Below are 13969 nucleotides of genomic sequence, written 5' to 3'. Positions count from 1 at the left end.
TTTAACCCAGTAATAAAACCCACTTCGGGATACCCCGAACACCTTAGCCATACGCACAATACTGAAGCTCAGCAGGTGTTCGAGCATAAATTCATAGAAATTTACTTTAGATTTTTCGCGAAGTAGGTAGCGGCCTTTTTTACAATTTCTAGCTCTTCTGCTTGATCAGCCAACTGCCTTTTGAGCTTGGCAACCTCTGCGGCTAGTTCTTGCTCTCGTTGACTAGTACTGGTGTCTTTCTTCGAGTTCTTTCGCCACCCGTAGATTTGAGATTCATGTAAAGAAAGCTGTCTTGCTGTCGCAGCTACTCCCACTTTATCTGCTAACTTCAGGGCTTCTGCTTTAAATTCAGGGGAATGTTTAATTCTAGTTTTCTTAGTTGTCATTGTTCACCTCGTTAGTGATTGTACTCACTTAACTCAGTGTCCAAAACTGCTGGGGCGGATCACTTGTCCGTAATTGCGTTTAGCAATGACCGTTTCTCCGCGACGTTCCTTAACAAAAGTACAGAAAGGCTCGCTGTCATATCCTTTATCATAAACGATGGTATTAACTTCATCGACTTGTTCAACTAGCTTTCGGCATGTACTATATCGTGGCGTTGGCCTTCTGATAAATCAAAGCAAATCGGCAGGCCACCACTATCCTCGGCTAAGTGAATTTTGGTTGAGTTGCCCCCGCGACTTTTTCCTATTTGCTCTGAGCTTTCAGTAGCTGCACCTGTGCTATGCTGATGCGCTCGAACTATAGAGCCATCAAGCAATCCCAAGGCACGTCGATTTGATGGGCAAAGATCTATAAATTACACTTTAGACGTTATAAAATGCGATAAGAAGAGCAGGGAAACTCGATATGCCTTCAACAAACAGATACCCTAGCGTAACGGCACATGATGATATTTGCCAAGTCTATCCAGATGTTTTTCTATTACGTGGTAGCATTAAGCTTGGTCCTGCTGCTCGTATTAACCGTAATATGGTGATCATTCGAGAAAGTAATGAATTAACTCTGATCAACCCAGTTCGAATGGATGATGCTCGACTATCACAGCTTGATGATTTGGGCTGCGTAAAACACATCGTTCGCCTTGGAGATTTCCATGGTTTAGATGATAGGTTCTACCTTAATCGCTATCAGTGTGAGTTTTGGGCACAAGCGAATCAGAAAACATACACACTACCGATTCCAACAAAGCTTTTGGCGCAAGATTCTGAGCTACCATTTTCAGGTGCTGAGTTGTTTGAATTTAAGTTAACCACTCACTCTGAAGCGGCTATTATAATCAAGAAACATAAACTGCTAATCACAACAGATAGCATACAGTACCATGACGATTGGCACTATTTCTCTCTGCCAGCGAAGTTAGTATTTAGGTTGTTAGGTTTTAAGAAAGGGGTAAATATTGGTCCTCCTTGGTTAAAACAAGTGACCCCCAAGGGTGGCTCAATTAAGGAAGATTTTGATAGACTATTACAGCTTGATTTTGACGCTCTGATTTCTGCACATGGTGTATGGTTAAGGGCTGGAGCTAAAAGATTATTGAGAGATGAGGTTAAGGGGATATAAGATAAAGTGAGAATCACAGATGCAAAGTGGAGCCCCTTATTTCGCAAGTATTAAGATTAACCAAACATAGGAACTAAGTGATGACAAATAAACATGATAACTCTTTTCTGCGCGGCGAGACAAATGGTGGTATCTATGATGAATCTATGAAACCAAAAGGTGACGACTCTTGGAAATCGACCAATTTAGGTAACGGTCTTCATTTTTTTGAACCCGACGGTGGCAATCCGGGGGCAAATATGAGTCTTATAGTTAACAACAGTCAAGCGGTACTTATCGATAACGGGTTAGAAAAAGCATCACAAGTCACTTATAATACCGTCAAAGCATTAGCAGGACGTTCAATAGACTTTGTCATCAACACTCATCTTCACGCAGATCACCTAGCATGTAACTCTGACTACGTTAAAGATGGCGCAACCGTCATAGCACACGATAATACAATGGCAGCGCTACTGAAAGATGAACACTTCAATAAACTTGGTTTACCGAATATCACTTTTAATGACACGTCAACGTTATATCTAAGCGGTCAACGCGTCACCCTTAAACATATACCAAACGCTCACACAGATAGTGATGTGATTGTTATATTCGATAATATGAATGTAATACATGCTGCAGATTTATTCTTCAACGGGATATTTCCATTCCTAGATGTTACAAACGGCGGCACTCTGGATGGCTTCATTGCAGCACAGCAACAAATTATCGACATGGCAGATGATAACACCATTATCCTACCTGGTCACGGTCCCATTGGTTGTAAGGCCGACCTAGAAAAGTCTGTTAAACTCATTAAAGATATCAGAGATGTGATGCTACCATATGTTGAAAAGGGGATCTCGTTGAACGAAGTAGTCGCAGAGAACCCACTAGAGAAATTCAAGGAATATGCATGGTTCCATATCAGTACAGAACGAATGACTCAAATTGCCTATTTCCTAGTGTCGAATAATTAAGGCGTGTTGATCTTTGTTGTACATTTCGCGTTCAACAATACATCGGTAGCCACATTAACATAAATGCCAGCGATAACATGCTGGCATAATTCCTTTCTAGTTTGTCATATCTGATTGAAATAGCCCGATAATGCTTAATTCTCCCAAAGGCATTTTCGACCAAGTGACGATACTTGTATAGACACTAATCCATACTATCTTTGTCTATATCTTGTCCGTAATTGCGTTTAGCAATTACCGTTTCTCCGCCACGCTCCTTAACAAAAGTACGCAAAGGTTCGCTGTTATATCCTTTATCACAAACGATGGTATTAACTTCATCGACTTGTTCAACTAAGCTTTCGGCATGCACTATATCGTAGCGTTGTCCTTCTGATAAATCAAAGCAAATTGGCAGGCCACCACTATCTACGGCTAAGTGAATTTGGGTTGAGTTGCCCCCGCGACTTTTTCCTATTTGCTCTGAGCTTTCAGTAGCTGCACCTGCACTATGTTGATGTGCTCGAACTATAGAGCCATCAAGAAAGACCCATTCAAAATCAGCCATGCTAGATAAACTTTTGAAAAGCTTATCTAAAAACCCTTTCTTTGACCAAAGATTAAATTGTCTGTAAACGGTACTCCACTCTCCGAACTCAGAGGGTAGATCTCGCCAAGGAATACCCGTTCTCATTCGATTTTCCGTTTTATCGTAAATACGACCTGTACTTTTCATAACTTGGAGTAGCAGTTCCCAGCGAATATCAGTTAACATTGTTCTTGGCATGGTATTGGTTATGGTTTTACTTTTGGCGAAGCAAATTATAACTCTTTACCGTGCTGTTCAAAAAACACTCACGAAAGATCAACATACCCTAGTAATTTTGAAATTAACGTTAAGGAGAGCTAAACATTAATGCTTAGCGCATTTTGTTGCTGAACAGGGTAGCTATCAGAGTGTGCTGTGAGGAGAAGTGCTAAGGGAGGGGTGTAAATAGAATCAAGGAAATAAAAGAAACGGTGTAAGTCTGCGCCTACACCGTATATAAGTTCATCAGAAAATCAGTTTTAGATAACATTTGCCTTAGAGAGCTTACGCTGATCGTTCACCTTTTACATCGAAATCTATCTTGTCTGCACCTGTAAAGACTTGGAAACGTAAGCCTTTAGCACGAGCAATAGTAGTGATGCCGAACTTCTGCGCTAAGTCTAAGCCCATTTGTGTCACGCCAGAACGTGATAGGAGAACAGGAATACCCATCTGCGCCACTTTGATGACCATTTCAGAAGTAAGGCGACCTGTGGTGTAGAAAATCTTGTCTGAGCCATCTTCTTTGTTGAGCCACATTTCACCCGCTAGGGTATCAACGGCATTGTGACGACCTACATCTTCCACAAACGACAAGACTTGGTCATCTTTGCATACCGCACAGCCGTGAACCGCACCCGCTTTCTTATAGGTGTCGTTATAATGAGTCAGAGCTTCTAGAGCCGTATAGATTTCAGATTGCTTAATCTTGGTTTGAGGCACTTGGTAATCTTCCAACTGCTTCATCACATTGCCGTACATGGTGCCTTGACCACAGCCAGACGTCACCGTCTTCTTCTTCAATGCTTGCTCGAGTTGGCTTGTGTCTTCTTTAGTGATGACAGCTGCAGAACTGGTTTCCCAATCAATAATGATAGATTCAACGGCTTCTGGATCAGAAAGGAAGCTTTGGTTTTTCAAATAACCTAAGACTAACGCTTCCGGGCGTGAACCCAATGTCATCAGAGTTACGATCTCTTTCCAGTTCAGCATTACCGTAAGAGGGCGCTCACAAGCGATTTGTTTTGTTAGCTTCTCACCATATTCATCAAACACTTCAACTTCGATGGTCTGAAGTGGGTTTTCACTGGTTTTTATTATGTTTGGTTTTACCACAGTCACGTCCTACTTAATGAGATAGCGATTTTATGAGATAGGCGTTAACAAGAGCAGCATAGCTCTCGTTACTAAATGCGTTAGTTTATGTGTGTCGTTATCGTTCACGTTTCAATGAATAAACATACAACAGCATGGCGAAGAGCGTTTGCAAATCTTATTCCAAAATAACGGGGATTCGTTAAAACATGAAGCATTAGATTAAAATAGCGCAAAATATGAGAGTTCACCGAGACTAACTGTCTCAAACCAGCGCAATCGACTAACGTTATAAAGGTAACTTAGCGATAAACGCAACACAGACACGGTAAGGCTCAAGCTGTATTGGCGTGTTTATTGCTTTGTAGAGGGTATATGATTATACGAAGTACAAAATGTCCTACGTATGATCAGAATAAAGAAAATCAATTGGGTGCAGTATGTCTGAGATAAAAGAATTCCAAGAACACTACGAAAAAACAGAATCAGCTTGGCCAATAGGTGTCCAAAGAATAGAGAAAGAGATCAAAACTGGCATTTGGGTAACGACTCAATGGGAACTCATCGGTTTTGAATTATCACCTGAAAATGAAACCCCAGACGTATGTTTGCTCCAGTTACACAAAGACGAACGTACCGACTACCGCTTCAATCTAAGCTCTCAGCAACCTAAGCTATTCTTAGTTATGGATAATGTTGACTCCGGTAAACCTATTATCCAATTACTGACAGCGTCACAAACAGTCGCAGGCCAGTACATGGACGGAGATAACCAAGTATTGTCTTACGACATGCCTTTACCGGTACAAGCGTGGATGGAAGCCTTTATCGGTCGTCATGGCGAATTATTAGAAGCTAGACGCAAGAAGCGTAAAGGGGCAGGTCGTTCTAATGGCAACTAACTTTTTTAGCCGTTGGTCTCAACGAAAGCTCGATGAATCGACTGACAAAGCGCTCGAAGCTGAACAGCCTGTTGAGGAAACCTCGGTTACTTCTTCTGAGCCAGCTTCTCAAACACTCAGCTCAGCTGAAGAACTCGCACCAAATGACCCAACTTCTATCGAGCCAACTGACGCTTTAGAAGAGTCTGCTGACACTAAAGAGTCGGCATCAGAGACTACTGAAGAGCTATCTATGGCTCAATTATTGGTATCAGAAGCATCAGAAAGCGTAAAAAAAGCAGCATTACGTAAATTATTTCTCTCAGAAGAGTTTAACGTGCGTGATGGCTTAGACGATTACGATGACGATTACAGTAATCTTAAGTCACTTTCTGAAGGTGTCGCTGAAAGCTTACGTGATTGGGTAAAAGAGAAGGTAGAAGAAGAAACGCCAAGCGAACAAGAGCAAGTTACTGAAAATCAAGAAGAAGCTTCAATTAACAACGCTGAAGAAGCGGAATCAGATCTTGTTGAAAGTGACGAAATTACGGGACAACAAAAAGAACTGTATAAAAACACAGTTCCAGATAATTTTGACACCGACGCTATCGAAAATGACCCAAAAGAGGTGAGACAAAATATACCACACAAAGAATAGGTACATTTTGACTAAACACTCAATGAACCGCTTGCGACAAAATGTCCCAAGCGGTTTATTTATTATCAATATCGATTTAAATTTAATCTAATCCATTGAAAATATTGAATTATTAAATTGGCACGGCATTTGCTAAAACTAGTCCATTATCGACTTTTTTGTAGATAACTCGCGTAAACTTGACGAGCGAATGAATAGTTAACGAGACCATAAGTTGTTAACTGATTACTCAGCAAGTTCTCCAACGCTAACTACAATGAAGATTGAACAGATTATCCATATCCAAAAATGGAACTGAGCAATGCTTAAACAATTATTAGAACAAGCAACTTCAAATAACGCAAAGGCGAGGCTGTATGCGTTTGAGAACACTGTTGAATTAACAAACCTAATTCCACCGACAGTAAGTTATGAAAGTGGTGGTAACACGCTAATTATTGGTCCAACTGCGATCATTGAAAGTGCTGCGGCTCAATTGCCTCAGTTAACAAGCCTGACACTACTTTCAACCGACGGTGCGAAAGCGACTAATGCTGAGTCAGAGCTTTACTACGCAAATGCTGTTCAGGTTTCTGGGTTCCTTGGTACGTTCGAAGTTCTAATCGAAAACAAAGGCCTAACCAATAACCTTGCGAAAGTAGCAATCAATCATGACTGTTTTGATGTGGTTTTGGATTTATGTCTGAATAGCTGCATGACAGAAGAAGTGCCTGTTCCTGGTTATTACCCAGTAGGGCGCGGTTATCCAAAGCTAGCTGAAGCGTTAGAAGAAATTCCTACGTTAATGGGCACGTTTGATAAGCCTAAGTTCTTCCGTTTGGACACAGACCTATGTGCACACAGTTCTCGTGGTGTTAAAGGTTGTGAGCGTTGTGTTGATGCTTGTCCTGCAGGCGCACTTTCAAGTGAAGGCTCTGATAAGACAGGTCACAAGATTGAGATCAACCCTTACCTATGTCAAGGCGTGGGTACTTGTGCAACGAGCTGTCCGACAGAAGCTATCTCTTACGCATTGCCTAATCCTGATGATACTCAAAAATTCATTGAACGTACGCTAGCTAACTACGAGCAAGCGGGCGGTTTGGATCCAATCGTACTTATCTGTAGCTCACGTCATGAAACCTACAACGTGATGGCTCTTAAAGCGCTACCAGACAACGTGATTCCTATTGTTGTCGAAGAGCTGCCATCTATTGGTATCGATACTTGGTTTGCAGCATTAGTTAATGGCGCGACTCAAGTTCTGTTTGCGGCATCTCGCTTTATGCCAGAAACGATCATTCGTGTTCTGAATAACGAAGTAGGGATTGCTCAAGAACTGCTAGACCAAATCGGTATTCCGAAAGAAACCATCGATATTCTGTACTTAGAATCTCTACGTGAAGGTCCTCCGACACTTTGTGTGGATTCGTTCGACCTTGCACTTGGCGATCTTCAAGGCAATAAGCGTCAACGTCTATTCACTGCACTTGATGCGATGTCTTCAGCTCTTATTCCTGTTGAAAATATTGTTGAGCTTCCGTCAAACGCACCTTACGGCAATGTTTCGTGTGATAGCAAAGGTTGTACGTTGTGTATGAGTTGTGTGGCTGTATGTCCGACACGTGCACTTCATACCGACGGAGCTTCTCCATCACTTAAGTTTGTAGAACAAGACTGTATTCAATGTGGCCTGTGTGAAAAGGCATGTCCTGAAAATGTTCTGACTCTTACGCCTCGTATGAACTGGGTGAAAGAAGAGCGTCAGAAAGCGGTTGTGATTAATGAAGAGAAAGCAGCTGAATGTGTACGTTGCCATAAACCATTCGCACCTCAGTCTATGATTGACATGCTACAGAACAAGTTACGCGGTCACTCTCATTTTTCAGATGAAGCAGCGATTAATCGTATTGCGATGTGTGAAGACTGTCGTGTAGTGGATATGTTCGATTCAATGGCTCAAGACCCATTGAAACAATTGAAATACTAGGAGTTAGCCTTGGAAACGAATTTGGATCAGGCACAAGAACAGACACTAAGAACTGAGATCTACTTGGTTCTTTCTGCACTGTTTCGTAGCGCACCTTCTGAAGAGGTGATCGACTTTCTAAAAACGCTCGATATTGAAGCGTCTGAAAGCGCAATGCAGAAAGCTTGGATTGCCATTCAACAAGCAGCAACAGAATCAAACCGCGAAGCACTGGAAGATGAATATCAAGACCTGTTCATCGGCATTGGTCGCGGAGAGGTCGTTCCGTTTGGTTCTTGGCATCGCACAGGCGCCATGATGGAAAAACCGTTGGCTGACATTCGTCATGATTTAGAGCTTCTAGGCATTGAACGTGATGATCAAGTGAAAGAGCCAGAAGATCACATCGCGGCACTTTGTGAAGTGATGGCGATGCTAACGGCTGAGGAAGAAGCACTGCAACAAGCGGTATTCAATAAGCACCTTGGTCCTTGGTTCAACTCTTTCACGCGTCAGCTTGAAGGGGCAGAAAGCGCGAACTTCTACAAATCAGCCGCTCAGCTTTGTGAAGCATTCTTAACGTTAGAACAAGTGCGTTTTAGCGTGAATACAAAAAGCAGTAAGCACAAATTAAAGATTGATGTGAAAAACGTCACTGATTACGAGTAATCGAGCAGTACGCGATTATATCGATAGAGGGGCATTAAGCCTCCAAAAAAAGATCTACCGTAAGGTAAGGAAGCAATGATGAAAGATAATAAAGATATAAACACAAGCCGTAGGGATCTACTCAAAGGCTTGACGACTGCAGCCGTTGCTGGTGCCGTTGTCGCTGGTACAACTAAAGTGGCAACCGCTTCAGAAACTGTTGAAATTTCGAAAGAAGACGTGAAGAAGACTGGCTATCGTGAAACGCAACACATTCGCGATTACTACGACACACTTTAGGAGATAACGGATGAAACTTGTCAAACGCTCCGATAGTGTGAGCAAAGAAACCAATCAGCTAGGTGTGTCTCGACGTGCCTTCATGAAAAATACTTCATTAGCTGCTGGTGGCGCAGTCGTAGGCGCAAGTCTATTTGCACCAGGCATGATGAAGAAAGCACAGGCTAAATCAGTCGATCCAGAAGCGAAAACAGAAGTAAAACGTACTATCTGTTCTCACTGTTCTGTGGGCTGTGGTATTTACGCTGAAGTTCAAAACGGTGTTTGGACAGGTCAAGAGCCTGCGTTCGATCACCCATTCAACGCTGGTGGACACTGTGCGAAAGGTGCAGCACTTCGTGAGCACGGCCACGGTGAACGTCGTCTTAAGTACCCAATGAAATTGGAAGGCGGTAAGTGGAAGAAGCTTTCTTGGGAACAAGCGATTGAAGAGATCGGTAACAAAGCGCTAGAACTTCGTAAAGAGTCTGGCCCTGATTCAGTTTACTTCCTAGGTAGTGCGAAACACAGTAACGAGCAAGCTTACGCATTCCGTAAGATGGCATCGCTTTGGGGCACGAACAACGTTGACCACCAAGCGCGTATTTGTCACTCAACCACAGTAGCCGGTGTTGCAAACACTTGGGGTTACGGTGCAATGACAAACTCGTTCAATGACATGCACAACTGTAAATCGATGCTGTTCATTGGTTCAAACCCTGCAGAAGCTCACCCAGTAGCGATGCAACACATCTTGATCGCGAAAGAGAAAAACAACTGTAAGATCGTTGTTGCGGATCCTCGTCGTACGCGTACTGCTGCGAAATCAGATCACTACGTTTCTCTTCGTCCAGGTTCTGACGTTGCGTTTATCTGGGGTGTGTTATGGCACGTCTTCGCAAACCAATGGGAAGACAAAGAGTTCATTAAACAACGTGTATTCGGCATGGACGAGATCCGTGAAGAAGTGGCGAAATGGACCCCTGCAGAAGTTGAACGTGTAACTGGTGTTAGTGAAAAAGACGTATACCACACAGCAAAACTACTTTCTGAAAACCGTCCGGGTTGTATCGTTTGGTGTATGGGTGGTACTCAGCACACGACTGGTAACAACAACACACGTGCTTACTGTGTACTTGAGCTTGCACTAGGTAACATCGGTAAATCAGGCGGCGGTGCAAACATCTTCCGTGGTCACGATAACGTACAGGGCGCAACTGACCTTGGCGTACTTTCTGACACACTTCCGGGCTACTACGGCTTGTCTGAAGGTTCTTGGCGTCACTGGTCAAAAGTTTGGGATATCGACTTTGACTGGGTGAAAGGCCGTTTCGACGACAACGCATACGGTGGTCAAAAACCAATGAACAGTGCAGGTATTCCTGTATCTCGTTGGGTTGATGGCGTACTTGAAGACAAAGACAAGATTCGTCAACGCGAAAACATCCGTGCCATGTTCTACTGGGGTCACGCGGTGAACTCTCAGACTCGTGGTCCAGAGATGAAGAAGGCGATGCAGAAGCTGGATATGATGGTTATTGTTGACCCATACCCAACGGTTGCAGCGGTAATGAACGATCGTACAGACGGCGTTTACCTACTACCAGCAACGACTCAATTTGAAACCTACGGCAGTGTAACGGCGTCAAACCGTTCTCTACAATGGCGTGACAAAGTCGTTGAGCCTCTGTTCGAATCTAAACCTGACCATGAAATCATGTATCTTCTGACTAAGAAGCTTGGTTTCTCTGATCAGCTGTTCAAAAACATTCGTGTTGAGAACAACCAACCATTGATTGAAGACATCACTCGTGAATTCAACAAAGGTATGTGGACGATCGGTTACACAGGTCAAAGCCCAGAGCGCTTGAAAGAGCACCAACAAAACTGGCACACGTTCCACAAAACGTCTCTAGAAGCAGAAGGCGGCCCAGCAAACGGCGAGACGTACGGTCTACCTTGGCCATGTTGGGGCACTCCAGAAATGAAACACCCAGGTACACACATCCTTTACGATACGTCTAAGACTGTCGCTGAAGGTGGCGGTAACTTCCGTACTCGTTTCGGTGTTGAGTTTGAAGGTCAAAGCCTACTTGCTGAAGACAGCTACTCGAAAGGCTGTGAGATCAAAGACGGTTACCCAGAGTTCAGTGACAAGCTACTGAAACAACTGGGTTGGTGGGATGATCTAACTGCAGAAGAGAAAGCGTCTGCTGAAGGCAAAAACTGGAAGACTGACGTTTCAGGTGGTATCCAACGTGTGGCAATTAAACACGGTTGTATCCCATTTGGTAATGCAAAAGCACGTGCGATTGTTTGGACATTCCCAGACCGTGTACCACTGCACCGTGAGCCACTGTACACGCCACGTCGTGACCTAGTTGCTGATTACCCAACATGGGATGACAAAGAAGCTATCTTCCGTGTTCCTACGCTTTACAAGTCGATTCAAGAGCAAGACAAATCTGGCGAATACCCGATTATCCTGACCTCTGGTCGTCTGGTAGAGTACGAAGGTGGTGGTGAAGAGACTCGTTCAAACCCATGGCTAGCTGAACTTCAACAAGAAATGTTCGTTGAAGTGAACCCGAAAGACGCAAACGACATCGGCTTCAAAGACGGTGATGATGTTTGGGTTGAAGGTGCAGAGAAGGGCCGTATTAAGGTGAAAGCGATGGTAACACGTCGTGTTAAACCTGGTTTGGCGTTCATCCCATTCCACTTCGGTGGTAAGTTCCAAGGTGAAGATTTGCGTTCTAAGTACCCAGAAGGCACTGATCCTTACGTTATTGGTGAAGCTGCTAACACAGCAACCACCTATGGTTACGACCCTGTCACCTTGATGCAGGAAACGAAAGTAACCCTTTGTAATATTCGTAAAGCGTAAGGAGTCTTAAAATGGCTAGAATGAAATTTCTTTGTGACACCAAGCGTTGTATCGAATGTAACGGTTGTGTCACTGCATGTAAGAATGAAAATGATGATGCTCTAGAATGGGGTATTCAACGTCGTCGCGTTGTGACATTGAACGATGGCGAACCGGGTGAAAACTCAATCTCAGTAGCGTGTATGCACTGTACTGATGCACCGTGTATGGCAGTTTGTCCTGCAGACTGTTTTGAACACACAGAAGACGGCATCGTGCTTCACAACAAAGATCTTTGTATCGGTTGTGGTTACTGCTTGTTTGCTTGTCCGTTTGGCGCACCTCAATTCCCTAAACAGGAAGCATTTGGTGAGCGCGGTAAGATGGACAAATGTACCTTCTGTGCTGGCGGCCCTGAAACAGAACCAGGTTCTGTAGAAGAGCGTCAGAAGTACGGTGCGAACCGTATTGCTGAAGGTAAGCTTCCAATGTGTGCTTCACTATGTTCTACCAAAGCACTGCTTGCGGGCGACGCAGAGAAAGTTTCTGATGTTTTCCGTCAACGTGTTGTTGAACGTGGTGCCAAAGGCGCGGGTTGGACAGACGGTAATGACCTGTCTTACGACGCAACTAAGAGCTAAGTAGGAGAGACATATGCTTACAATGTTTAAGCGTCTCTTCCTTGTTGTGCTGCCAATGTTGGCAGCACTAACAATGCTTTCTCCTATGAGTCATGCATCTGAGACGAACTCATCACAAACTCAAGCAAGCTCAGCTGAAAGAGAAGAGGTTCAACTTGCTGGTGCGGATTACTGGCGACAAGTTAGAGATGGACAATCAGGTTACACCACATCTCAGTCTCCTGAGCATGGCGTACTCATCAGTACTCCAGGTCAAACTTGGTACATTTTAAAAGAGAAGTGGATGTCACCAGCGGGTGCCGTTGCTATCTTTGGCAGTATTGCTTTTGTCACTCTGATGTACGTAGTGATTGGTCCATTGATGCTCAGTGCGCCAAGAACAGGTCGTAAGATCAAACGTTGGTCTCGATTGGATCGTGCATTGCACTGGAGCATGGCGTTTACCTTCCTGACACTGGCGTTCAGTGGTTTGATGCTGGTTTATGGTAAACACTTCTTGAAGCCATACATCCCAACGGATCTATGGGGCTTTATCATTCTATTGGCAAAGCAGTACCACAACTACATTGGTCCGATTTTCTACGTGCTATTGATAGCAGTGCTTATCAAATGGTGGCGTAAATCGATCTTTAAGAAAGTGGATATTCAGTGGTTCTTGAAACTTGGCGGTATGGTAGGGAAGCATAAAGGTTCTCACCCGTCTGCAGAGTTCTCAAATGCCGGTGAAAAAGCGCTGTTCTGGCTACTTATCGTAATGGGTAGTGTCGCTGCAATCAGTGGTTTGGTATTGGACTTTCCAATCTTTGGTCAAACTCGCCGTGATATGGAGCTTTCAAACTTAGTTCATATGTTGGCTGCTCTGATCCTTATCTGTGGTTTCGTGTTCCACATCTATATCGGCCTGTTCGGTATGGAAGGCGCACTAGAAGGCATGGTAACGGGTGAAGTAGATGAAACCTGGGCGAAAGAGCACCATGACCTTTGGTACAACGAAGTAATGGAACAAGAGAAAAACGGTGTTGAACAAAACACTAATGTCGCAACAGAGAAGAGTGAAGGGGTGAATAAGAATGAACAAACCTCATAAAGGTATTTGGGTTGCTTATATCCTAAGCTGTTTCACACCATTTACTTGTCTTATCTCTGGTGTGATCGCAATTATCTATGCGGGCTATCGTTTGGATAAAGGCGAAGACGGTGAAGTCGTTGATACACATTACTATGGCTTGATCCGCTCGTTCTTCTTGAACCTAACCTTCTTTGTGGTTCTTATCGTAACGGTAGCGACCTCAAACGGCGTGTTAATCGGTGTGAACGATTACTGGTATCAAAACCATATCATCGATGATATCGCTTACTACATTCCATATGTAGGTATGTTATTCGGTGGGGTTGCGATTGTGGTTTGGTTTATCCGCATGTATCAAGGTATGCAGCGTTTAAGTCAAAATCTACCGCAAAACCCGTCTACAGGACCAAACCTGTAACGCCAGTGCGTTAGCTAAAGCTCAAAAGTAAAGCCCAGTGATTATTTCACTGGGCTTTTTGTTTTTAGGTCTCCAGCTAGAAACATAGCCGTCAGTTGCGTTCGATCTCTATATTCAGACCCATTCATCGATCGCCTTAATATGGTGCAAC

12 protein-coding genes and 3 pseudogenes are annotated in these 13969 nt (G+C 43.7%); 11 read left to right on the top strand and 4 right to left on the bottom strand.

Features of this window, described 5'->3' with window-relative positions:
* Positions 1–386, bottom strand: a pseudogene (locus tag L1D55_RS08520) (transposase); the annotation flags it as partial.
* 45 nt (positions 387–431) lie between these two features.
* Positions 432–760: pseudogene (locus L1D55_RS08515) on the bottom strand (transposase); the annotation flags it as partial.
* A 92-nt stretch (positions 761–852) separates the two neighbouring features.
* On the opposite strand from L1D55_RS08515, the gene L1D55_RS08510 reads away from it, so the two are divergent.
* Both L1D55_RS08510 and L1D55_RS08505 read left to right on the top strand, forming a co-directional pair.
* Positions 853–1566 carry a hypothetical protein gene (locus tag L1D55_RS08510; RefSeq protein WP_239917133.1) on the top strand — a complete coding sequence of 238 codons (714 nt, stop codon included), beginning with the start codon at positions 853–855 and terminating at the stop codon, positions 1564–1566.
* An 80-nt stretch (positions 1567–1646) separates the two neighbouring features.
* Positions 1647–2528, top strand: a complete 882-nt coding sequence (locus L1D55_RS08505) for an MBL fold metallo-hydrolase (RefSeq protein WP_239917132.1) — start codon at positions 1647–1649, stop codon at positions 2526–2528.
* Positions 2529–2559: 31 nt separating this feature from the next.
* Here L1D55_RS08505 and L1D55_RS08500 read toward each other — a convergent pair.
* Positions 2560–3294: pseudogene (locus L1D55_RS08500) on the bottom strand (IS5 family transposase).
* Positions 3295–3600: 306 nt separating this feature from the next.
* Positions 3601–4431 carry a formate dehydrogenase accessory sulfurtransferase FdhD gene (gene fdhD, locus L1D55_RS08495; protein WP_239917131.1) on the bottom strand — a complete coding sequence of 277 codons (831 nt, stop codon included), beginning with the start codon at positions 4429–4431 and terminating at the stop codon, positions 3601–3603.
* 419 nt (positions 4432–4850) lie between these two features.
* On the opposite strand from fdhD, the gene L1D55_RS08490 reads away from it, so the two are divergent.
* The 9 genes from L1D55_RS08490 to L1D55_RS08450 all read left to right on the top strand — a co-directional run bounded on the left by L1D55_RS08490 (position 4851) and on the right by L1D55_RS08450 (position 13818).
* Entirely contained in the window at positions 4851–5312 is a 462-nt protein-coding gene (locus L1D55_RS08490) for a DUF3305 domain-containing protein (protein WP_102424329.1), read from the top strand.
* Positions 5302–5949: a DUF3306 domain-containing protein gene (locus tag L1D55_RS08485; RefSeq protein WP_239917130.1), complete on the top strand. Its 648-nt coding sequence runs from the start codon at positions 5302–5304 to the stop codon at positions 5947–5949. The genes L1D55_RS08490 and L1D55_RS08485 overlap by 11 nt, the downstream gene beginning before the upstream one ends.
* A gap of 301 nt (positions 5950–6250) precedes the next feature.
* On the top strand, positions 6251–7918 hold the full coding sequence (locus tag L1D55_RS08480; protein ID WP_239917129.1) for a 4Fe-4S dicluster domain-containing protein: 1668 nt from the start codon (positions 6251–6253) through the stop codon (positions 7916–7918).
* Between the two features lie 9 nt (positions 7919–7927).
* Positions 7928–8566, top strand: a complete 639-nt coding sequence (locus L1D55_RS08475) for a molecular chaperone TorD family protein (protein WP_008217925.1) — start codon at positions 7928–7930, stop codon at positions 8564–8566.
* A gap of 78 nt (positions 8567–8644) precedes the next feature.
* Complete coding sequence (locus L1D55_RS08470; RefSeq protein WP_008217926.1) at positions 8645–8845, top strand: twin-arginine translocation signal domain-containing protein; 201 nt, start codon at positions 8645–8647, stop codon at positions 8843–8845.
* A 10-nt stretch (positions 8846–8855) separates the two neighbouring features.
* Entirely contained in the window at positions 8856–11711 is a 2856-nt protein-coding gene (locus L1D55_RS08465; protein ID WP_239917128.1) for a formate dehydrogenase subunit alpha, read from the top strand.
* A gap of 11 nt (positions 11712–11722) precedes the next feature.
* On the top strand, positions 11723–12331 hold the full coding sequence (gene fdh3B / locus L1D55_RS08460) for a formate dehydrogenase FDH3 subunit beta (RefSeq protein WP_004742271.1): 609 nt from the start codon (positions 11723–11725) through the stop codon (positions 12329–12331).
* Between the two features lie 13 nt (positions 12332–12344).
* A complete protein-coding gene (locus tag L1D55_RS08455) occupies positions 12345–13418 on the top strand; it encodes a formate dehydrogenase subunit gamma (protein WP_239917127.1) in 1074 nt (357 codons plus the stop codon).
* Entirely contained in the window at positions 13402–13818 is a 417-nt protein-coding gene (locus tag L1D55_RS08450) for a hypothetical protein (RefSeq protein WP_004742273.1), read from the top strand. Before L1D55_RS08455 ends, L1D55_RS08450 begins: the two co-directional genes overlap by 17 nt.
* The last annotated feature ends 151 nt before the right edge of the window (positions 13819–13969 follow it).

Source organism: Vibrio sp. Isolate22 (assembly GCF_022398115.1).
In the GTDB taxonomy this organism is placed as follows: domain Bacteria; phylum Pseudomonadota; class Gammaproteobacteria; order Enterobacterales; family Vibrionaceae; genus Vibrio.
This window is presented reverse-complemented; position numbering and strand designations above follow the sequence as displayed.